Origin of the sequence: Streptomyces sp. NPDC021019 (genome assembly GCF_044333295.1) — a bacterium.
In the GTDB taxonomy this organism is placed as follows: Bacteria; Actinomycetota; Actinomycetes; order Streptomycetales; family Streptomycetaceae; genus Streptomyces.
The window spans coordinates 237,683-258,754 of the sequence record NZ_JBIRQR010000004.1 but is presented as its reverse complement, the minus strand read 5'-3'; the positions used below and the strand labels follow the sequence as shown (position 1 = coordinate 258,754).

Here is a 21,072-nt window from a genome sequence, read left to right as displayed (position 1 = left end):
CAGTAAGCGGATGCTCTCATCTCCGGTTCCGAGTGGCCTCGGGTCTGGCTTTGTTCACGAGTGTCGGTTCTGGCACAGATCTTGGGAAGCGGTCGCGGAGTGTCACGGGGGGCAACAGCACGAGCTGGGTCAGCCCGCAGGGCGATCCTCAGACCTCTCCACCCGTCGCCCCGTCAGGCCGTTCCAGATGTCGATCGTCATTGATGCCGACAGAGAACTCAGCGGCGAACGTCTCTGGGCCCAGCATTGCGAGGTCTCTGGTGGTGATGCGTTCGACATCGCCGCGCTCGGCCTCCGGGAGCGCGGCACCCGAGGGCTCCCGGGCCCGGGCAGCCGCGCCCAGGAGGCGGGCGGCCCGAACTCCGGCTGCCTCGGGGCCGATCCGGCGCCGGCCCGGTGTACGACACGGCGCTCTTCGGTCTGGCCTGGCGGGCGTGGCGGGCGTCGACCCGGCCGCCGTCGCGGCGGTGGCGACGGGGCACATGCCGTTCGTCACCTCGCTGATGTCCGACCACGCCCGCCAGATCGAGAACGGGAACTTCCCGGACGACGACGGCACGGCCACTCCGGAGGGTTTCTTCCTCTACAGCGGTTCCCGACGTGCCTACACCACGTACCGGCGCGAGCTGGAGGTGATGGCGCCGGCACACTACTTCGGCATCGATCCCGGTTCTGCGGAGATCCACGACTTGGCCCTGCTGGGTACGGGGTACGCGGCCCTCACCGGGTTTCTGCACGCCGCAGCACTGCTCGAACAGGCCGGCACCACCCCTGAGGTGTTCGCCCCGCTGGCGGCCCGATGGCTGTACGGGATGGCCGAGTTCCTGCCCGAACTGGCGCGCGAGGCAGGGGAATCGGCGTATGCAGGCGGGGTCTCCACGGTCGGCCCCCACCGGGCCGGGGTCGACAGCCTCATCCAGTTCAGCAGAGCCAGGGGCATCGCCAGCGACGTCCATGAGCCGTTGAAGGCCCTGCTCGACAGACGGGCGGCCGACGGCCACGGGCAGGACAGCTTCTCCAGCGTGTTCGAGCTGCTGAAAGCACGAGGCACCGCGGCGCAATGAACGCAGAGCGCGGGAGGACTGAGCTTGGTCCTGATCTTCCGGGTCGGCCGATGGCCTTGAGGGTCTCTGGACGCTTGACGGTCTTGCCCACGTCGTAGCGGGGTGCCGGGCGTCGGTTCTTGGCGCCGGGCGGCCGTCCGGGTCCGGCGCCGCGGGGTTGGGGAACACGGGCCGGGCAGAGCAGAAGATCGCGGGTGTTCCTGAACCCCCGCCGGACCCCAGCCTGGGTGAACAAGTTCGGGACGCCGTTCAAAGCCAGAAGATCAAGAACAAGCTCAGTCTTGAAGGAACTCGATGAGCTTCGGCGCGAGCTTCTTGGGAGCCATGACCACCGCTCCGTGATTGAGGCCCTGGAGCGTGTGATGGTCGGCGTCGGGCAGCACCTCCGCGACCGCTCGCGCGGCGCTCTGGAAGCCGTCCGGGCTCTTGGAGCCGGTCATGACGAGGGTCGGTGCAGTCGCGGGCGACCACACCTCGGCGGTGAGGGGTTTGCCCTGCTGGGTGTCGCCCATGACCGCGATGTCGTAGGGCAGGGTGTGGGCCATTGCCTTGAGGTTCGACCACACTCCGGGCAGCAGCCGCATCGATCCGACCATGAACGCGGGCATACCCTGGGCCTTGGTCATGAAGGTCTTGACCGCCTCGCTGCGCCGGTCCTCGGCGATGAGACCGTCGATGTGCCGTGCGAAGTCCTTCGGCGGTCCGAAGTCGCCGGGGGCGACGGCGAAGGGCGGCTCGTAGAGCGCGAGCCGCTTGATGTTCAGGCCGGCCGCGGCGGCGCGCAGGGCGAGTACCGCACCGGACGAACTGCCGAACACCGAGGCAGAACCGCCCGCATGCTCGATCAGCGCCGCGATGTCGTCGATCTCGCGCCGCACCGTGTAGTCGGCGCTGTTGCCGCTGGCGCCCCGGCCGCGGCGGTCGTAGTTGACGACGGTGAAGTGCGGGGCGAGGAGGCCGGCGAGCTTCCTGGTGTCGGAGCGGTCGGCCAGCGCCGAGGACACCAGGATGACCGTAGGCCCGCTGCCGGACCGCTCGAACGCGATGGGGGTTCCGTCGCTCGAGACAACCGTCGACTTCACCGTGGCCGCCGATTCGCGCGTTGCTGACATGCTTCTTCTCTCCGCTTCACGTGGAGGTGCTGTACTCCGGATGCAGTTGTGACAGCGGCTCGGCGGAAAACTCATCGGTCTCGCGGCTTCGCATTCTGAACCTCGTGCGCCGAGCGGCCGTGGCCCCCGTTGCGGTCATTCACCAGGACCACCTCGCACAAGCCGCCTGAACCCATCACCAACGCCCCAAGCACGGCCCTGATCCGGCACGAAGTTTCAGAACCAGCTTCTTATGCCTCGGCTTGCTCTTTGCCGTGGGTGGGGACGATGTCGAGCTGGCGCACGCGCCGGTCGCCCCATTCTCCCAGACCCTCGAGTGCCGAGTAGAGCTCGGCGCCCGCCTTGGTCAGTTCGTATTCGACTCGGGGCGGTGTCTCCTCGAACATGGTCCGCCGGACGATCCCGTCCGCCTCGGGCCGCGTAGTTGCTGGGCGAGGACCTTCTCGCTGATGCCGGGGAGGCTACGGCGCAACTCGCCGAATCGGCGGAGCCGTTCGTCCAGCGCCCAGAGGATCAGCGCTTTCCACTTGCCCTCGACGACGTCCATCGCGGCGTCGAGGGCACGGATGTAGGGCGGATTACGCATCCGCCTCATGGGAGCCGGGCTGCCCCCTTGTTCGTGCATGCTCCTGGTGCGGCGTCAACTGGCGTCAACGGCACGGCGCATCCGCCACAGCGAGGCGCGCAGGTGCCCGGCCAGATGCGCGGGCACGCCCGCCTCCCCGGAGGCGGAGAGGATGTTCTCCAGGCCGGTCGCCTGCATCGCCGGGTTGTACTCGTCCGGGACGGTCTCGCTCGCGTCGGCCCCGGCGACCGTGATCGGCAGCATCTGCTCCATCCATGGCTGGAGCACCTCCTGCCTGAACGTCTCGACGTCGCCACCTTCCGCGTGGACCAACGCCACGGCGTGATCGGCCCCGGCCCCCAGGCCGTACATGCCGCTCAGCGCGGCCATGTCGTACAGCGCCGCGAACCCCGGGTCCTCGCCCACCCAATGAGAACGGCCGATGGAGCCGAGCACAGGGGCGACACGGTCGAACACGTCTCGCGCACCGCTGTAGAGGACGAAGGCCCCCTGCGTTCCGACCGTCGCGGGTACGGCCATGATCCCGCCGGCCAGGAAGTGCACCCCGTGCCCCGTGAGCCATCGGGCAAGCTCTCGCGCCTGCCGTACGGAGCCACTGGTGAGGTTGACCAGTGTGCCACCGCCCAACTCCCGCACGGCTGGTGCGAGCGTCGCGCGGACACTGGCGTCGTCCAGAAGGCACACAACCGTCAGATCGCCGACATTGATCGCCTCTTCAGGACTCGACGCCACCCGCGCACCACGCGCAACCAGTTCACCCGCTTTCCCCGGAGTACGGTTCCATACCGTCACCTCGCGACCGGAATCGAGGAGCGCGCTCGCCAGCGCTCGTCCCATAGCTCCCAGGCCGAGAATGCTGATTCGTTCATACTGCGTCTTCATGCAGAACACTGTTCGCGCAGGATGGAACGCGATACAAGAACTGACTTGGAAGTGCGTGGTTACCCAAAGGTCAGTCACCTGGCCTGCGCCGGACCGCAGGTCAGGGCTCGGAACCAGTGGAAAAGTCGAGAAACAGGCCCTGAACTTGACGTCTATTTGATGAGGTCTGTACGGGCTCGAACTCGCCAGACGGACGGCAGCCCGAAGCCGGGCCAGGCTCAGGGGGCCGGGCCCCGTGATCGTGGACTGCGCATCTGGCGGACTTCGCTCCCAGCACATCGACCTGCGCTACGTCCTGCAGCCCGCTTCGGCTCGCGCCGCGAGGGCCCTGCCCGCCGGCCAGATCCATGCCGGGGAGCACCCGTCGCCGGGAGAGGGGTCGCTGCCGGACATGCTGGCCTACTACCGCGCCACCCGCCCCGTCCGGCTCGTCCTCACCGGCCCGGCCCGGCCCGGTCGCCGGAGCGGGCAAGGCGACTCGACTGTGAGCACCGCAAAGCACTCCAGTTCGCGTAACAGCAGATCAGGCCCGATCCAGGCCGTCACCCCGCACCGTCTGCTCCGATGCTGCCAGGCGCCGCCCGTCAGCAGACGTACGTACTGGGGCGCCTCATCAGGAAGCTCGGATTTCGCGGCTCACGGCGTGGAGATAGTCGTCGATGGCTCGGTGATTCTTCGTGAGGCATTCGATCTTCTCCGCCATCCGGTCGCGTTCGCGTTCGAGTGTCACAATCATGTCCGGAGTGACGTACGGCAGATGTATCGCCTGCGGACTGTCCAAGCAAGGAAGGATCTGCTTGATGATCCGCGTCGGCAGACCGACGTCGAGCAAGCCCCGGACCTGCCGCACCCGATCGACAACGTAGTCCTCGTAGTGCCGGTACCCGTTAGGGAGCCGTTCGGACTCGATCAACTCTTGTTCCTCGTAGTAACGGAGCATCCGCACCGGCGTGTCCGTGCGCTGAGAAAGCTCCCCGATCCGCATCCCACACCCCCCCGCGTCCGGGCTGCGATGCAACCGCACTTGACCCTCACATTAATGTCACACATTGATGATAACGATATGACACGAACGGATACATCACCGCCCCTTCCGGCCGCTGAGACGCGGTTCCCCATCGCGGGTCTGCTGGCGCTGGCTGCCACAGGGTTCATCACGCTCCTGACCGAGACGATGCCCGCCGGGATGCTGTCGCAGATGAGCCGCGACCTGGGAGTGAGTGAGGCGGCTGCGGGGCAGAGCGTCACGGTCTTCGCGATCGGGGCGATTCTCGCGGCGGTCCCTCTGACGAGAGCGACGATCGGCTGGCGACGGAAGCACCTGCTGCTGTTCGCGATCTCGGGGTTCGCGATCGCCAACACTGTCACCGCCCTCTCCGACAGTTTCGCGCTCACCCTGGCCGCACGGTTCCTCGGCGGCATCGTCGGCGGCATGCTCTGGGCGCTCCTGGCCGGATACGCTCGGCGAATGGTTCCCGCGCACCAGCGCGGCAAGGCCATGGCCATCGCCATGGCGGGCGGGACCGTTGCCCTGTCCGTCGGCGTCCCCGCAGCAGCGTTCCTCGCCAAGGTCGTCGAATGGCGATTCGCATTCGGGATCATCACGCTGGTGACTTGCGCACTGCTCGTATGGGTGATCGCCAGCGTTCCGAACTTCCCCGGCCAATCCAAGGGCGCACGACTGCCGCTGCTCCACACGTTCCGCCTACCCGGCGTCGCCCCGATCCTCGTCGTGACGTTGACGTTCGTGTTCGCGCACAACATCCTCTTCACCTACATCGCCCCCTTCCTGGCCCCGCTCGGCATGGCAGGTCAGGTCGATTCGGTGCTACTCACCTTCGGTCTGGTTTCACTCGTGAGCATCTGGCTCACCGGCGTACTCATCGACCGGCACCTGCGCACGCTCATGATTCTCGCCTGCACGCTCCTGGCGACAGCCGCTCTCATCCTGAGTGTCTTCTCCGGTACCCCTGCTCTCGTGTACGCCAGCGCAGCCCTGTGGGGACTCGCGTACGGCGGTGCCTCAACCCTGCTGCAAACCGCGATCGCTGACGCCGCGGGTGCAGCAGGCGACGTCGCACAAGCACTTCTCACCACATGCTGGAACATCGGGATCGCCGCAGGCGGGATCATCGGCGGTATCACCCTCAACGTGCTGGGACCTCCCTCCCTGGGCTGGATCCCACTCGCGCTCCTGCTCCCCACGCTCGCTATCGTCATCGGCACACGTCGACACGGATTCACCAGCCGCACATGCGCATACGAGACCACCTCCGCACCGGATGCGTGACTATCGGACACCCGAGAACGGCGCGCAGGCGTAGTCAGTTGCTGCTGCTGCGCCAGGCGGCGGCGGTCAGATCGGGACGGGATGCGGGTTCCACGGTGATCGGCCTCCAGTACGGGATCGGTCGAGCGTTGCCAAGTGGGCGCGCGGGTCTATCCGGCGGTTACGGTGCCGATGAACGCGGTCCAGGCGGCGCTGGTCAGCACGAGGGCGGGGCCCTGGGAGTTCTTGCTGTCACGGACGGGGACGACGCCGGGGAATCCGTCCGCTACCTGTACGCGTGGGCTTGGCCACGGCGCTACTTCCGTTTCTTACGGCCTTCGAGGTAAGGCGCTGTCACCTTCCGAGGCTAGGTCGCACTGCCGACTCTTGAGTACAGAACGTCACGGAACTCGCACGTGTGGGTGATGTGAGGAGAGTCGAGTGAACGGATGGTCGGCATGACCGGCAAGAGGACGAGCACGGCGGAGCAGGCGGAGAGAGCGGAGCAGGCGGAGAGGGCCGATACGCGAGAATCGGCCCCGCCCGTTCCGCGCGGCTTCGGGCTGACCGCCAACGGCTACGGCTCGCTGTCCCGGCAGTTCCCTTCCACGCCCCGGGGCGCGCGGCTCGCCCGCCATTCCGTCGTGCGGCAGTTGGGTCACTGGGGGTTCGGGCCGATGACGGACGCGACGTGCGCGGTGGCCCTGGTGGTGGCGGAGCTGGCCGCCAACGCGGTGTGCCACGGGCGGCTCCGGGGGCGGAACTTCCATGTGCGGGTGGACCACGAAGGTCCCGCGAGCCGCTTCCGCATCGAGGTCTCGGGCGCCGTGCTCGGCCGGACGCCCGAGGACCCGAAGCTGCCGCCGAAGGATCAGGAGTCGGGGCGGGGCTTGTTCCTGGTGGAGTGCCTGGCGTCGCGGTGGGGGTGGGAGCCCCGGAACCCGATCGGGAAGACGGTGTGGGCGGAGGTGGCAGCTGTCCGGCCGAACGGCGAGGGTTAGGAGGCGGGCGCGTCAGGCTCAACATGCTGCGAATACAGGCCAGTTCGGCGCGCGCTCGTGGAATATTGGATGGCACTGCTCTGAGACGGGGGTCTTCCATGAAGAGTGCGCGGCGAGCGCCGTTCCGGGTGTGGTTGGTATGGCTTCTGGTGCCTGTGTTGCTGGCGGTGGCCGGCTGCGGGGCGTCCGGGCGCAGGGGCGGGGGCGGGGGGCCGGACGCGGACTCCGGCCGGCCGCCCGCCTCCTCCGGGGCGAGAAATGGCGACGAATCGGGAGACTCGGGTGGTGGCCCCGGTGTCGAGCTCGGCGTGGATGTCAGCATCGGCGGCGGGAGCGGCGGCGCCGATGACGAGGGCTCGGGCAATGACGGCGGAGACGGCGGCTCCGGAGAGGACAGTGGCTCCGGCGGGGGCGGTGCGGTGGAGCCGCCGCCCGTGAGTGACCCGACGACTGAGGCGTTCCGGCGCGTACGGGTGGGGAGCTGCCTGCCCATCCACCGCACCGGGCCCGGCAGCGCCTGGAACGTCGACGTACCGCCCGAGGCCGTGTCCTGCGGCTCTAGCCGGGCCGGTCTTTTCCGTGTCACGCGGACCGGGGGCAGCGATGTCAGTTGTGAGATGGGCAAGGGCCGTACGTCCTGGAGCTACCACTCCCGCAGGGGAGCCGCGAAGCTCTGCCTGGAACGGGTCTGGGTGAAGCGCTACTGCATTCTCGGCAACAACACCAGTGACGGCATGTCGCTGGGCACCACCACCGCCGTCGACTGCCGGGCCAAGCGCGTGCCCAAGCCGTACGACCATGTCCTGGTGGTCTCCGGCGTCTACCGCGCCCCGTCGGACGCCGGCTCCAAGTATTGCAGGGAGGGTTCGTCCGACCGGCGCACGTACTGGTCCCTGGTGGTAGCCAACCGCACGATCCTGGTCTGCTTCACCTACCCGAACTCCTGAGGGCGGTCCGCACCGGTTCTGGGCTAGGTGTCAGGAGGTGTGCATGATCTGGATCAGGTTGCCGACGGTGTCGTCCAGGACCGCTGTGGTGACGGCGCCCATCTCCGTGGGCTCCTGGGTGAAGCGGACGCCGAGCTTGCTCAGCCGGTCGAACTCGGCTTGTACGTCGTCCACGGCGAAGGCGGTGGCCGGGATGCCGTCCTCGACCAGGGCCGTCGTGTACGGCCGCACGGCGGGGTGCTTGTTCGGCTCCAGGAGGAGTTCGACGCCGTCGGGGTCCTCCGGCGAGACCACGGTCAGCCAGCGGTCCTCGCCGCCGACCGCGACGTCATGCTTCTTCCGGAAGCCCAGTACGTCCGTGTAGAAGCGCAGGGCCTTCTCCTGGTCTTCGACGAAGACGCTGGTCAGGTTGATCCTCATGGGGTGCTCTCCGGTGCTTTCGGCCCGAGCCATCGGCTGACGATGTGCTCAAGGGGTTCGGTGTCGAGGTCGTGGAACTTGTAGCGGCCCTGGCGGCGCGTGACGACCAGCCCCGCTGCCTCCAGGACGGCCAGGTGCTGGCTGACCGCCTGGCGGGACAGGCCCAGGCCGTGTCTGGTGGCCAGCCGGGCGCATATCTCGAACAGGGTCTGGCCGTTCCGTTCCGTCAGCTCGTCGAGGATGCGCCTCCGGGTGGGATCGGCCAGGGCCTTGAAGACATCGTCCGCCATGCCTCCACAATAGGCAAGTAGCGACTTGCCTATCAAGGTGGGTCCGGTCGCCGGGATCCGTTGTCGGCTCGCGGAGCGTCGGCCATGGAGGGGGCCGGAGGAGAAGGGGCGCCAGGGCGAGCGGGGAGTCCCCGTCGCCGAGGCAGAACGACGTGACTCTCATGGACCCCGCACGCGCGGGGACCGTGCCCGGGTCCACGTCCGGGGCCACCCCCGCGTGCGCGGGGACCACGGGTGATCCCGCATGGGATAGAGCGGGATCTTGGGACCACCCCCGCGTGCGCGGGGACCACTTCGTGATCGCGCTGTTCGTCGCCAGCTTCACGGGACCACCCCCGCGTGCGCGGGGACCACCGGTGAGCTGGACCAAGGTAGCGAATGCGCAGTGGGACCACCCCCGCGTGCGCGGGGACCACCCGGTCGGTGATGCTGCCGGCGGACAGGCTGAGGGACCACCCCCGCGTGCGCGGGGACCACGGCCGCATGCGCAGCCTCCTCAACGACCCCCAGGGACCACCCCCGCGTGCGCGGGGACCACCAGCTCGACAAGGCCACCGGCGCCGACAGCGCGGGACCACCCCCGCGTGCGCGGGGACCACGCCGACATGTTGCAGGAGATCTGCTCCGAACAGGGACCACCCCCGCGTGCGCGGGGACCACGGGGTGTCAGTGGATTCGGTGGTGTCGGGCTTGGGACCACCCCCGCGTGCGCGGGGACCACAGGCCGAGGCGTTCGACGAGGTGGATGTCGAGGGGACCACCCCCGCGTGCGCGGGGACCACCTCATCAGAGCCCAGGTCAACCTCGTCAACCAGGGACCACCCCCGCGTGCGCGGGGACCACGTCTCGGACACGTTGGCGTTCTCGGACGCCTGGGGACCACCCCCGCGTGCGCGGGGACCACGCGCTCACCAAGCTGGCCGATGTGTCCGCAGGGGGACCACCCCCGCGTGCGCGGGGACCACTCCTCGATGGCGGGGGCCTCGGCGGCGGCGATGGGACCACCCCCGCGTGCGCGGGGACCACAGGGCACGGCTGGCGTACGGCCAGCAGCCCCAGGGACCACCCCCGCGTGCGCGGGGACCACCATTTTGAGCGCTGCTCGGGTGGCTATCGATCGGGACCACCCCCGCGTGCGCGGGGACCACATCGCGCTCCCGATCGACAGAACCTTGTCCAGGGGACCACCCCCGCGTGCGCGGGGACCACTGAGCGGGACGCTCGGCGCGGAGGACCTGGCGGGGACCACCCCCGCGTGCGCGGGGACCACGTCGGCATCTGGCGTCCGGACCTCCTGACCCCGGGACCACCCCCGCGTGCGCGGGGACCACAGTTCTTGACCTGCGGGTTTATGCGCCCGAGGGGCTGTTTTTACCCACTTCTTAAGAAACGGACATATCTCCTCGGTGTGGCAAACCGGTCTGGCCCGGAGTTGGGCCTGTGCAGGGGTGATTCTGCCCTTTGCCGGTCGTGTGCGGTATCTCGTCTCGGCAAGAGGAGGGGCGTTCGTCGTCGTGTTCGGGACCTCGGAGATGCGTGGCTGTCTGCGGGAGGTTCGGTGATCTGTCGTGCGCTGTGCCCGTGGCTTGTGTCGGTCGGGGGTGCGAGTTGATTGTGGCGCTCGGGCTCAGACGGGTTTGAGTAGGTCGCGGAGGTTGCTCATGTGGGCCTTGACGTCGGCGATCTCGGCAGGGTGGGGCGGGGTCTGGTCTGTCGGAGTGTGGGTGGTGCGGCAGGGGCGGCAGAGGCCGTCGGGGAGGGCTTCCGGCTGGCCGGGGCGGCCGCAGTCGGTGCATTCCATGAGGAGGCGGCGGGTTGGGGCGGGGATGGCGGGCTGAGTGTTGTCGGTGGGGAGTTGGGGTGGGATCTTGTCGGTGAGGCGGCGGCGGACGAAGCCGAGAGGGCTGTCGACCTGGGCGGGGAGCCCTGCGGTCAGTGCACTGGTCAGGTAGTCGAGGCTCACGCCTCGGGCGAGCCATTCCGTTGCCTGTGGTTCCAAGATTGCGCAGTCGTCGGCGGAGAGGGCGAGGCGGTGGTCGGCGCGGCCGAGACGGGCGAGCGCGAGGTAGGCGGGGGAAGGGTCGGCCTCGGAGGTGAGGGGCGGAGCCGGGGCAGTGCGCGGAGCGGGCGGTCGGGGCGGAGTTGGCTCGGTGTCCGGGGCCTGGTCCGGGGTGCGTTGCTGCGGTACGGCGGTGGGTTCGGGAGCCTGTTCCGTGTCGGGGCGCTCCGGATCGGGCGGAGGCGGCGGCTCCTCGGCCGGGACCCAAGGTGGCGGTGGCGTGCCGAGGGCCGACGCCTCCGGTACGGGGGCTGCGGCCAGGAGAGCCTTCTGGGTGGCGAGGTAGGCGTTCCACCACTCGTTGTCTCGGGCGGTGCGGGACCAGAAGGTGCGGAAGACCCAGCGGGTTTCGTCGCCCGCGCCGACGGGGCACCGAACGCGGCGCAGGTGGCCGGCGACGGACAGGGCGTTCAGCGCGGTGGAGATGGCCTGTTGGCCGTAGAGCGGGAGTTGCTTGGCCAGGGTCTTCACGCTCATCGCCGCGCCCTCGGGGAGGTGGTCGACGAACCCGGCGACATACCGTTCCCGCGTCGGCAGGAGGGCGAAATCACCGCGCGTACGCGGGCCTTGGTCGGGTGCGGAGCGTTTGCCGTAGCCGGGCTTGGCCATCGGGTACGCGGCGGAGTGTGCGGGGGCGGGCAGGGCGGAGCTAGAGTGCTGGGTAGCCATGGGATCGGCTTTCTGGGTGTTCGATCTTGTGGTGAGACCCCGGCCTGGTGCGTTCAACACCGTGTCGGGGTCGTTTGGTTCTCGCACCGTAAGCAGTCGTGACGCTGTGCCGCAAGCCGTCACAATTAGTCATACTTGCTGACCGTTACGAGGGCGGGGAGGTAGGGGAGGTTTTACCCAACCCCCTCTTCTACCTACCGGTTGAAGAAGGCGCTCGAATCCCGGGTCCCGCATCCCGACACCCGAGTCCCGGCACCCGAGCTTCGGGCCGCGGCCCCACTCACGTACCCCCGGAAGAGTGACCCCATCGCCCCGAAGCTCGGGGTCCGGGACCCCAGCCCCGAGCTTCGGGGGAGGGCTACGTACTGCGGGGACGCGTCGCCGCCCGGCGTGGGGCGGAGCCGTACACCAGGCCGGGCGGAAGCCTGCCCGGCCTGCCGGAAGGACGGGCTTTCCGCCGCACGGTCACTCGGCCGCCGTCGGGCAGCCTGAGCACTTCAACGAGTTGGACCTGTACCCCGACGTACGTGACTGCCTCGCGGCCTTGCACGCGGCAGCGTACTGGCAGGCCGCGTCCAGGGCGTGTATCGGAAGTGCGTGGGGTGCCCCCGGATCTGGCGTTTTGCGTGGCGGTGACATCCTTCACCGGTGTTCTCATCCGATCATGCGGGCGTCGTGTTCTTCGATGTCGACGGCACCCTCGTCCCAGGTACGAGTTCGTCGGTCTTTCTGGCTGGCTTCCTTGGCCATCGGGACGAGTTGGCCAAGGCCGAGGATGCCTACGCCTCCGGTGACCTGGACAATCGACAAGTCTCGGAGCTGGATGCCAAGGGCTGGGCGGATGTGTCCGAAGAGCAGGTATCTGGCTGGCTCGATGGGCTTCCCTTGGTCTCGGGCATCCCGGAGACCGTCGGTTGGTGCCGGCGGAACGGGTTGGTGCCCGTGCTGGCCACTCTGGCCTGGTCACCGGTTGGCAGTTACCTGACCGACCGCTTCGGCTTCCACGCGTTCAGCGGACCTCGGCTGGAGACAGACGGGGATCGGTTCACCGGTCGTGTCGCCCGCCACTTCGACGAGTACGACAAACGGGGCTGCGCCCTCGAACAGGCCCGAGAACTCGGGTTGGATCCCCGCTCGTGCGGAGCCGTCGGAGACAGCCGCTCCGACCTGCCCCTGTTCGCCTCCGTCCCACTGAGTGTGGCGTTCAACGCCTCGGCAGGAGCACGGGCGGCGGCGACCGTCACGGTGGATGGCGACGATCTGCGCGGCGTACTCCCCGTCCTGAGCCGCTTGGCCACAGCCACTCGGTGAGGTCCGCCACGAGGACGGTCGCCTCGTAGCGGACCGCGGGTTTGTCGTATCTCGTGGCTACGGCACGGTGTCTTCTGAGGCGATAGTTGCCGCACTCGACTGCCTGAGGGGCTCTAGGAGGGGCTGTCCTGCCGGTCCGCCGCCCCCGCGGCCCTCGGGGCGGCGGCGGTCTCCGTGATGACCGGGAAGCGGCGCGGGGCCAGGGTGATCAGGGCGAGCAGGGCCAGGGCGGCGGCTCCGGCGGCCCCGATGTAGACGTGGTCCACCGCGGCGTCGACCGCCCGGCGCAGGTAGTCCGTCGCCGCCGCGGAGAGGGTATCGGGGTTCTCCAGGGCGCGGGCGACCGCGTCCAGGTCGTCGGGAAGGCCGGCCACCGGGGCGTCGAGGAGGCGGGCGGCCAGGACGCCGTTGGCGACGGCCCCGAAGACCGCCGCGCCGATGCTCTGGCCGACCTGGCGGCAGAAGAGGACGGACGCCGTCGTCGTACCGCGCTCCGCCCAGCCGACCGTCGACTGGACGCCCACGATCAGCGGGAGTTGGAACAGGCCGAGGGCCGCGCCGAGCAGGAGCATGAGCAGCGCCGGGTGCCAGGGCTCGCCGGGGTAGGGGAGCAGGGGGAAGGCCAGCAGGACCAGCAGGGCGGCGCCGATGCCGATGATCGCGGTGAGGCGGAAACCGATGCGGTTGTAGACCCGGTCGGACAGGGCCGCCGTTACGGGCCAGCTCAGCGTCATCACGGAGAGCACGAACCCGGCCGCTATCGGGCCGAGACCCAGCACCGACTGGGCGTACGTGGGCAGGAAGACGGTCGGCGCGACCATCAGCAGGCCCAACGCGCCGAGCGCCAGGTTGACCGAGGCGATGGTGCGCCGACGCCACACCCAGCCCGGGATGATCGGCTCCGCCGCCCGCCGTTCGATGACGACGGTGAGCAGCGCCAGCACCGCGCTCGCCCCGAGAAGGCCGAGCGAGGGCGCCGAGAGCCAGGGCCAGGCGACACCGCCCTGTACCAGCGCGGTGAGCAGCAGGGCGCCGGTCGCGAAGACGGCGAGCGCGCCCGCCCAGTCGACGCGGGGCCGGACGGCGGGGCGGGGGCGGGCGGGTTCATGGAGGTGGCGGACCACCAGCCAGAGGGCGATCGCTCCGACCGGGAGGTTGATCAGGAAGATCCACCGCCAGTCGGCGTACCCGGCGAGCAGCCCGCCGACCACGGGCCCGGCGACCGCGGAGGTGGCCCACACCGTCGACAGCTTCGCCTGGATGCGCGGGCGTTCCTTCAGTGGGTAGAGGTCGGCCGCGATGGTCTGGACCGTGCCCTGGAGCGCGCCGCCGCCAAGGCCCTGGACGATGCGGAACGCGATGAGCGCGCCCATGTTCCAGGCGGCCGCGCAGAGGATCGAGCCGATCAGGAACAGGATGATCCCGGCTATCAGGACCGGCTTGCGGCCGAAGGTGTCGGAGAGCTTCCCGTACAGGGGGAGCGTGACGGTGACGGCCAGCAGATAGCCGGAGAAGAGCCAGGAGAAGACGGTGAACCCGCCGAGGTCGCCGACGATCTGGGGAACGGCGGTGGACACGATGGTGCCGTCGATGGCCGCCAGGGCCATGCCGAGCATGAGCGCCGCCACGACGGGGCGGCGGCCCCGGGGGGTGGTGAGGGTGGGCGGCCCGCCCGTGATGCCCCCGCCCGCGTCGGAGCCCGTGCCCGTATCCCTACCCGTGCCCGTATCGGTATTCTCGCCCGCGCCCGCGCCGGTTCCGTCCATGCCGGTTCCGTCTACGCCGGTTCCGTCTACGCCGGTTCCGTCTACGCCGGTTCCGCCTACGCCGGTTCCGTTCGCGCCGGAGGCGGAGCCCGCCGCTGGGTTGTCCGCGTCCACGTCGCTCTTGTCGTCCGTGCCGCTCACCGGTTTCCTTCCCTATGCACGTATCTCCCGGGGGCACTGTCTCATCCGGGAGCGCCGTACGGGGCGGGACGAGGAGAACGGTCGAGGGTCCGGCGAAGGGAAGGGCAGGGAAAGGCAGGGTGGGCAAGGCAGGGTGGGTAAGGCGGGCGTCGGCGGATGCCTCCGCTCCGGTTGGGTGGCCGCCCCGCCCGCGGCCCCGCCGGGGCGAACGGTGCCCCTGACCTCGCCTCCACCTGCGGGGCCAGTCCCCTAGGGGGCGCCCCCTCCTAGTGGCCAGGGCCCGTTCCTCCCGGCGGAGGACGTGGCAGCGGGGGGCGTCTCCTTAACCTGTTCCTACGTCGCTGCTACGGCCCGCCGCAGGGGGGCAGGTGGGGAAAACCCCACCTGAAGACTGCGCTGGGCACCATCGCGCCGGACACCGTCCAGAACCCAGACTCGGACCGTACCCAATGACGTCCAGTCATCGACCGACATAGGAGAAATACCGTGACAACGGCTGTGACCATTCCCAGGCACGGGGGCACTGGAGGGCGAACGGCCGTCGCGGCGCGAGCGCGGCAGGTCGTGAAGGCGTACGGGACCGGAGAGACCCGGGTCGTCGCGCTCGACCACGTCGATGTGGACATCGCCCGCGGACAGTTCACGGCGATCATGGGCCCGTCCGGCTCCGGCAAGTCGACCCTGATGCACTGCCTGGCCGGGCTCGACACGGTGACCTCGGGCGAGATCTTCCTCGACGAGACCGAGATCACCAAGCTCAAGGACAAGAAGCTCACCCAGCTCCGGCGCGACCGGATCGGGTTCATCTTCCAGGCGTTCAACCTGCTCCCGACGCTCAACGCGATAGAGAACATCACGCTGCCGATGGACATCGCGGGCCGCAAGCCCGACGCCGCCTGGCTCCAGCAGGTCGTGGACACGGTCGGGCTCTCCGAGCGCCTCAAGCACCGCCCCACCCAGCTCTCGGGCGGTCAGCAGCAGCGTGTCGCCGTCGCCAGGGCGCTGGCCGCCCGACCGGAGATCATCTTCGGTGACGAGCCCACCGGAAACCTGGACTCCCGCGCCGGGGCCGAAGTCCTGGCCTTCCTCCGCAAGTCGGTCGACGAGCTGGGCCAGACCATCGTCATGGTCACCCACGACCCCGTCGCCGCCTCCTACGCGGACCGGGTGCTGTATCTCGCCGACGGTTCCATCGTCGACGAGATGTACAACCCGACCGCGGACCAGGTCCTCGATCGCATGAAGCACTTCGACGCACGCGGGCGGACGTCATGACTGTCTGGAAGACCTCGGTGCGCAACTTCCTCGCGCACAAGGGCCGGATGGCCCTCTCCGCCGTGGCGGTGCTGCTGTCCGTGGCGTTCGTCTGCGGCACGCTCGTCTTCACCGACACGATGAACACCACCTTCGACAAGCTCTTCGCGGTGACCTCGCCCGACGTCACCGTCAGCCCGAAGGCGGCCGGGGAGAACGACGAGCAGCCCGACAACGGCAAGCCCGCCTCGCTGCCCGCCTCCGTCGTCCAGGAGGTCGCGAAGGCCGACGGGGTGAAGAAGGCGGAGGGTGCCGCCTTCTCCATGGCGGTCACCGTCGTCGACAGCGAGAACAAGAACATGGGCTCCGATACCGGAGCTCCCACCATCGCGGGCAACTGGACCGAGAACGACCTGCGTTCGATGGAGATCACCTCCGGACACGCCCCCCGCGGCCCCACCGAGGTGATGGTCGACGCCGACACCGCGGAGAAGCACCAGCTCAAGATCGGTGACGAGCTGCGCATCATCGCCGCCACCGGTGACATCACGGCGAAGATCAGCGGCATCGCGTCCTTCACCGTCACCAACCCGGGCGCGGCCGTCGTCTACCTCGACACCGCCACCGCCCAGAAGCAGCTGCTCGGCGCCCCCGACGTCTTCACCCAGATCCTGGTGAGCGCGGAGAGCGGCGTCAGCGACACCCAGCTGAAGAAGAACATAGCCACCGCCCTCGACGGCTCGGCCGCGTACAAGCTCCAGACCCAGCAGGAGGCCTCGGAGGCCAGCAAGGACTCCATGGGCGCCTTCCTGGACGTCATGAAGTACGCGATGCTCGGCTTCGCCGGAATCGCCTTCCTCGTCGGCATCTTCCTCATCGTCAACACCTTCTCGATGCTGGTCGCCCAGCGGACCCGCGAGATCGGTCTCATGCGGGCCATCGGCTCCAGCCGCAAGCAGGTCAACCGTTCCGTGCTGGTGGAGGCGGTCCTCCTCGGCATCGTCGGCTCCCTGCTCGGCGTCGCGGCCGGCGTCGGCCTCGCCGTCGGCCTGATGAAGGCGATGGGCGCGGTGGGCATGGAGCTGTCCACCGGCGACCTCACCGTCGCCTGGACGACTCCGGTGGTCGGCCTCGTGCTCGGCGTCGTCGTCACCGTCCTCGCCGCGTACATCCCCGCCCGCCGGGCCGGCAAGGTGTCGCCGATGGCCGCGCTGCGCGACGCCGGGACCCCCGCTGACGGCAGGTCCGGCTGGATCCGGGCCGGTATCGGCCTGTTCCTGACGGCGGCCGGCGGTGCGGCCCTGTGGGCGACGAGCCAGGCGGACAAGGCCACCGAAGGCTCCATGTTCCTCGCCCTCGGTGTGCTGCTGACCCTGATCGGCTTCATCGTGATCGGCCCGCTCCTGGCCGGTGTGGTGGTGCGCGCCCTGAGCGTCGTCGTCCTGCGGCTCTTCGGCCCGGTCGGCCGGCTGGCCGAGCGCAACGCCCTGCGCAACCCCCGGCGTACGGGAGCGACCGGAGCGGCCCTGATGATCGGGCTCGCCCTGGTGGCCTGCCTGTCCGTCGTCGGGTCCTCCATGGTGGCCTCGGCCACCGAGGAGCTCGACAAGTCGGTCGGAGCGGACTTCATCGTGCAGGACAGCGGCGCCGGGCGGCCGATCGTGCCCCAGGCCGCCGAGGCCCTGAACGCCGTGCCGGGCCTGGAGCACATGACGAACTACACCTTCGTCAAGGCGAAGATCACCGCCCCCGACGGAAAGACGGAGGACGACGGGGTCACCGCCGCCGACCCGAGCTACCAGCAGGACGTCCGGCGCACCACACTCTCCGGCGACCTCTCGAAGGCGTACGGGAAGAACGCCATGTCCGTCGGCGAGGACTACGCCGAGAAGCACGGGGTCAAGGTCGGCGACACCCTCACCGTCGCGTTCAAGGCGGGGGAGACGGCGAAGCTGAAGGTCGCCGCCATCACCTCCGACGACACCAACATCGACCGCGGTGCGATGTACATCAACCTCACGACGGCGGCGTCGTACATCCCGGCCGACCGGATGCCGCAGAACGTGGCCATGTTCGGCAAGGCGGAGGAGGGCAAGGAGAAGGAGGCGTACGCGGCCCTGAAGAGCGCGATGGCCGAGTACCCCGTCTACAAGGTGCAGAACCAGGCCGACTTCAAGGAAGACCTGAAGGACCAGGTCGGCCAGTTGCTGAACATCGTCTACGGTCTGCTCGCCCTGGCGATCATCGTCGCGGTGCTCGGTGTGGTGAACACCCTCGCCCTGTCCGTGGTCGAACGGACCCGCGAGATCGGCCTGATGCGCGCCATCGGGCTCTCCCGCCGCCAGCTGCGCCGCATGATCCGGCTGGAGTCCGTGGTCATCGCCCTCTTCGGGGCGCTGCTCGGACTCGGACTCGGGATGGGCTGGGGCACCGCGGCCCAGAAGCTGCTGGCGCTGGAGGGGCTGGAGGTCCTGGAGATCCCGTGGCCGACGATCCTCACGGTCTTCGCCTGCTCCGCCCTCGTCGGACTGTTCGCCGCTCTCGTCCCGGCCTTCCGGGCGGGCCGGATGAACGTCCTGAACGCCATCGCGACGGACGGGTGAGCCGACGTCCTCCCGACTGCGGTGACCCTCCGGGCGTCACCGTAGGATGACCCGCAGGCCCCGGGACGTTCCTCCAAACGTCCCGGGGCCGAGCGCGTTTCCCGCACGCCGTTTCCCGCGCGCCGTTCTCCGCGCGCCGCTTCCCGCCCTGGTTCCCCGTCCGGGCCCACCGGTCACGGCGGACGGTGTCAGCTTGCTGCACCTGGCGGCGGTCCGTTGTGCAGCAAGCTGACACCGCGGCCCCTCTTGTGGCGCGTTCCGCGCTGGCATGGTCGTTCGAGCCGGGACGAACCCCGGCTCCGACGCCACCGTCGAAGGGGAGAACGTGTCCAGGTCACCGCTTGCCCAGAAGCAGCGCCGCCCGGCCAGAACCGCCGCCCTCGTCACCGGAATCGCCCTCGCCGCACTCGCGCTCTCCACCGGCGCCGCGTCGGCCACCACTCCGACGGGACCCCCGCCCGCCGCCGACCACGTCGCCCGGCTGATCTGTACGGAGTTGGCGGGCCTCATCGGCCAACTGCCCCCGGAATCCGCGCCCGTCCAGGTGTGCAAACTGGTCAACGGCTGGGACTAGGAATGTCGACCCGCGCACGGGCGGCAGGACCGACGGGAACGGATAGGCCGACAGGACCGGCGGGGTCGGCAGGGCCGACAGGACCGACAGGACCGGCGGGGTCGGCAGGACCGGCCGGACCGGCGGGGTCGGCAGGACCGGCCGGACCGGCGGGGTCGGCAGGACCGGCAGACGCCGCGGGAGAGGTGGAGCGCTCCCCGGGGACGCCGGGCGTGATGCGTTTCCGTCTCCTGGGCCCGCTGGCCCTCGCGGACGGACCCGACACCGTCGTCCTCCAGCCCTCCAAACCCGCGAACCTGCTCGCCGCTCTGCTCCTGCACGCCAACTCCACGGTCTCCGCCGAGTACTTGCAGCGCGCGGTGTGGGGCGAGGAGCAGCCCGTCACCGCCAGGGCCGCCCTCCAGACCTGTGTCCTGCGGCTCCGTCGGCTGTTCGCCAAGCACGAGGTAACCGGCGCCTCCATCGAGGCGGTGCCCGGCGGCTACCGGATCACCGCCGCCCCGCACACCCTGGACCTCCTCGGCTTCCGCGAGCAGGTGCGCCGGGCGGCCGGCCTGGACCGGGACCCGGAGGCGGAGCTCTGTGCGCTCAGGGACGCCCTCTCGCTCTGGCAGGGTTCGCTGCTCGCCAACGTACGGTCCGTCGTCCTGCACCGCGACGAGGTGCCCCGGCTCGCGGAGGAACGGCTGCGCGCGGTCGAGCGGGTCTGCGACCTGCTGCTGGGGCTCGGGCGCTGCGGTGAGGCACTCGTCGACCTGTGGACCACTACGCGCGTATATCCGGGGCACGAACGCTTCCACGAACAGCTCATCGAGGCCCTCTACCGCAGCGGACGCCAGTCCCAGGCCCTCGCCGAGTACCGCAGGGTCAAGGGCTTCCTGCTGGAAGAGCTGGGCGTGGACCCCTCGCCCTCCCTGCGCCGCCTCGAACTGTCCATCCTGCGCGGCGAGGACCTGGGCTCCGCCGGACCGGCGACCCCTCGCGTCATCCGGGGTGAGACCGTCCCCCTCCCCGCCGCCTCACCCGCAGTCCCGGCCACCGTCGCCCCGCCCGCGACCCCGGCCGACGCCGCGGCCTTCGCCCCGGCCGCCGCCCCCGGCGTCGGGCCCGTCCCCGCCGTGCCGCACTTCACCGGGCGGACCGCCGAGGCCGCCGCCATGGCCGCACGCCTCACCGAGCCCCCGGCCCCGGGCCCCGAGGATCACCGGCCCCTCACGGTCCTGGTCTCCGGAGCCCCTGGGATCGGCAAGTCCGCGCTCGCCCAGCACGTCGCCCGGATCGTCCGGGACGACTTCCCCGCCGGGCGGTTACTCGTCCGGATGACCCGCGCGGACGGCGAACCCCGCACGGTCGATGAGGTGGCCGCCGAAGTGGCCGCCGCGCTGGGGGAGTCGCGTGAGGGGCGCGCCCTGCTGATCCTGGACGACGTGGTCGACGCCGATCAGGTGCGCCCCCTGCTCGCGCCGGGCGCGGGAGCCGCGGGGGCACCGGCCGGGGGCGCGGGCGCGGGGGCCTCCGCCGTCGGGCCGGACCTCGCCGTCGTGGTCACCAGCCGCATGGGGCTTGGCGGGCTCATCGCGACGCACGGCGGCTGGGTGCAGCGCCTGACCGCCTTCACCGAGGCCGAGTCGTACGCCCTGCTGCTGGCCGCCCTGGGAGCCGAGCGGGTCGAGGCCGAACCGCGCGCCGCCCGTCGGCTGGCCGCCCAGTGCGGCCACTTCCCCGCCGCGCTGCGCATCCTCACCGCCCGGCTGCTCACCCGGCCGGGGCTGCGGCTCGCCGACGCCGTCGACTGGCTGGGTGAGGACCCGCTCGCCCGGCTCACCCTGACCGACTCCCCGGACCTCTCGGTCACCGGACTCTTCGACCGGGCGCTCGGCCGGCTCGACCCCCGGCTGTCGGAGGCTTTCGAGCGCCTGGCCCAGGGCCCGCCGGAGCTGCTCGCCGACCGGGACCGGGGCTCCGAGGACGAGGAAGGCGTTCCCGAAGCCGTACGGGAGCGGCTCGCCGACGCCGGACTGCTGGAGGACGGCCCGCCGGGCCCGTACCGCATCCACGACCTGCTCCGCGCCCACGTACGAAGAACCGCCCGGACCCGCGACCGCCGCACAGAGAAGGTGTGAT

16 protein-coding genes, 3 pseudogenes and 1 CRISPR repeat array are annotated in these 21,072 nt (G+C 70.0%); of the genes and pseudogenes, 9 read left to right on the top strand and 10 right to left on the bottom strand.

All coding sequences use genetic code 11. The annotated features are described in order from the left end of the window. Positions 1 to 434: 434 nt before the first annotated feature. Positions 435 to 1,064 carry a hypothetical protein gene (locus ACH4RG_RS23825; protein WP_398540215.1) on the top strand — a complete coding sequence of 210 codons (630 nt, stop codon included), beginning with the start codon at positions 435 to 437 and terminating at the stop codon, positions 1,062 to 1,064. 31 nt (positions 1,065 to 1,095) lie between these two features. On the opposite strand, the pseudogene ACH4RG_RS23820 reads toward ACH4RG_RS23825, so the two are convergent. The 5 genes and pseudogenes from ACH4RG_RS23820 to ACH4RG_RS23800 all read right to left on the bottom strand — a co-directional run. Further along, positions 1,096 to 1,293 (bottom strand): annotated as a pseudogene (locus ACH4RG_RS23820) (transposase); the annotation flags it as partial. Between the two features lie 46 nt (positions 1,294 to 1,339). Then, positions 1,340 to 2,176, bottom strand: a complete 837-nt coding sequence (locus ACH4RG_RS23815) for an alpha/beta fold hydrolase (protein ID WP_398162917.1) — start codon at positions 2,174 to 2,176, stop codon at positions 1,340 to 1,342. A gap of 230 nt (positions 2,177 to 2,406) precedes the next feature. Next, positions 2,407 to 2,723 (bottom strand): annotated as a pseudogene (locus ACH4RG_RS23810) (winged helix-turn-helix transcriptional regulator). Between the two features lie 93 nt (positions 2,724 to 2,816). Further along, positions 2,817 to 3,644, bottom strand: a complete 828-nt coding sequence (locus ACH4RG_RS23805; protein WP_398540280.1) for an NAD(P)-dependent oxidoreductase — start codon at positions 3,642 to 3,644, stop codon at positions 2,817 to 2,819. A 613-nt stretch (positions 3,645 to 4,257) separates the two neighbouring features. Further along, positions 4,258 to 4,629: a MerR family transcriptional regulator gene (locus ACH4RG_RS23800; protein WP_397928306.1), complete on the bottom strand. Its 372-nt coding sequence runs from the start codon at positions 4,627 to 4,629 to the stop codon at positions 4,258 to 4,260. Positions 4,630 to 4,683: 54 nt separating this feature from the next. On the opposite strand from ACH4RG_RS23800, the gene ACH4RG_RS23795 reads away from it, so the two are divergent. Next, positions 4,684 to 5,934, top strand: a complete 1,251-nt coding sequence (locus tag ACH4RG_RS23795) for an MFS transporter (RefSeq protein WP_398162915.1) — start codon at positions 4,684 to 4,686, stop codon at positions 5,932 to 5,934. Between the two features lie 149 nt (positions 5,935 to 6,083). Here ACH4RG_RS23795 and ACH4RG_RS23790 read toward each other — a convergent pair. After that, positions 6,084 to 6,209, bottom strand: a pseudogene (locus ACH4RG_RS23790) (DUF397 domain-containing protein); the annotation flags it as partial. 153 nt (positions 6,210 to 6,362) lie between these two features. On the opposite strand from ACH4RG_RS23790, the gene ACH4RG_RS23785 reads away from it, so the two are divergent. Next, on the top strand, positions 6,363 to 6,914 hold the full coding sequence (locus ACH4RG_RS23785) for an ATP-binding protein (protein WP_398540214.1): 552 nt from the start codon (positions 6,363 to 6,365) through the stop codon (positions 6,912 to 6,914). Between the two features lie 308 nt (positions 6,915 to 7,222). Continuing rightward, the gene (locus ACH4RG_RS23780; protein WP_397928299.1) at positions 7,223 to 7,861 is read left to right on the top strand and encodes a hypothetical protein; all 639 of its coding nucleotides are present in this window, start codon (positions 7,223 to 7,225) and stop codon (positions 7,859 to 7,861) included. Between the two features lie 30 nt (positions 7,862 to 7,891). Here ACH4RG_RS23780 and ACH4RG_RS23775 read toward each other — a convergent pair whose 3' ends face one another. The 3 genes from ACH4RG_RS23775 to ACH4RG_RS23765 form a co-directional block, all read right to left on the bottom strand. After that, positions 7,892 to 8,281, bottom strand: coding sequence for a VOC family protein (locus tag ACH4RG_RS23775; protein ID WP_397921113.1), 390 nt, complete (start codon positions 8,279 to 8,281; stop codon positions 7,892 to 7,894). After that, entirely contained in the window at positions 8,278 to 8,571 is a 294-nt protein-coding gene (locus ACH4RG_RS23770; protein WP_007447021.1) for a helix-turn-helix transcriptional regulator, read from the bottom strand. The genes ACH4RG_RS23775 and ACH4RG_RS23770 overlap by 4 nt, the downstream gene beginning before the upstream one ends. A gap of 203 nt (positions 8,572 to 8,774) precedes the next feature. Then, positions 8,775 to 9,902: direct repeats of the CRISPR family, unit length 29 nt; unit sequence GGGACCACCCCCGCGTGCGCGGGGACCAC. A 296-nt stretch (positions 9,903 to 10,198) separates the two neighbouring features. Further along, positions 10,199 to 11,299 (bottom strand): MarR family transcriptional regulator, encoded by a 1,101-nt coding sequence (locus ACH4RG_RS23765; protein ID WP_398540213.1) that lies wholly within the window; start codon positions 11,297 to 11,299, stop codon positions 10,199 to 10,201. A gap of 648 nt (positions 11,300 to 11,947) precedes the next feature. Here ACH4RG_RS23765 and ACH4RG_RS23760 point away from each other — a divergent pair. After that, the gene (locus ACH4RG_RS23760; protein ID WP_398540212.1) at positions 11,948 to 12,610 is read left to right on the top strand and encodes an HAD family hydrolase; all 663 of its coding nucleotides are present in this window, start codon (positions 11,948 to 11,950) and stop codon (positions 12,608 to 12,610) included. A 113-nt stretch (positions 12,611 to 12,723) separates the two neighbouring features. Here ACH4RG_RS23760 and ACH4RG_RS23755 read toward each other — a convergent pair whose 3' ends face one another. Then, on the bottom strand, positions 12,724 to 14,376 hold the full coding sequence (locus ACH4RG_RS23755) for an MFS transporter (RefSeq protein ID WP_398540211.1): 1,653 nt from the start codon (positions 14,374 to 14,376) through the stop codon (positions 12,724 to 12,726). A gap of 627 nt (positions 14,377 to 15,003) precedes the next feature. On the opposite strand from ACH4RG_RS23755, the gene ACH4RG_RS23750 reads away from it, so the two are divergent. From ACH4RG_RS23750 to ACH4RG_RS23735, 4 genes are all read left to right on the top strand, one after another. Further along, entirely contained in the window at positions 15,004 to 15,792 is a 789-nt protein-coding gene (locus tag ACH4RG_RS23750; protein ID WP_398540210.1) for an ABC transporter ATP-binding protein, read from the top strand. Then, positions 15,789 to 18,374 carry an ABC transporter permease gene (locus tag ACH4RG_RS23745; protein ID WP_398540209.1) on the top strand — a complete coding sequence of 862 codons (2,586 nt, stop codon included), beginning with the start codon at positions 15,789 to 15,791 and terminating at the stop codon, positions 18,372 to 18,374. The genes ACH4RG_RS23750 and ACH4RG_RS23745 overlap by 4 nt, the downstream gene beginning before the upstream one ends. 325 nt (positions 18,375 to 18,699) lie before the next feature. Continuing rightward, a complete protein-coding gene (locus tag ACH4RG_RS23740) occupies positions 18,700 to 18,948 on the top strand; it encodes a hypothetical protein (RefSeq protein WP_397921124.1) in 249 nt (82 codons plus the stop codon). 215 nt (positions 18,949 to 19,163) lie between these two features. After that, on the top strand, positions 19,164 to 21,071 hold the full coding sequence (locus ACH4RG_RS23735; protein WP_398540208.1) for a BTAD domain-containing putative transcriptional regulator: 1,908 nt from the start codon (positions 19,164 to 19,166) through the stop codon (positions 21,069 to 21,071). Position 21,072: the final 1 nt, after the last annotated feature.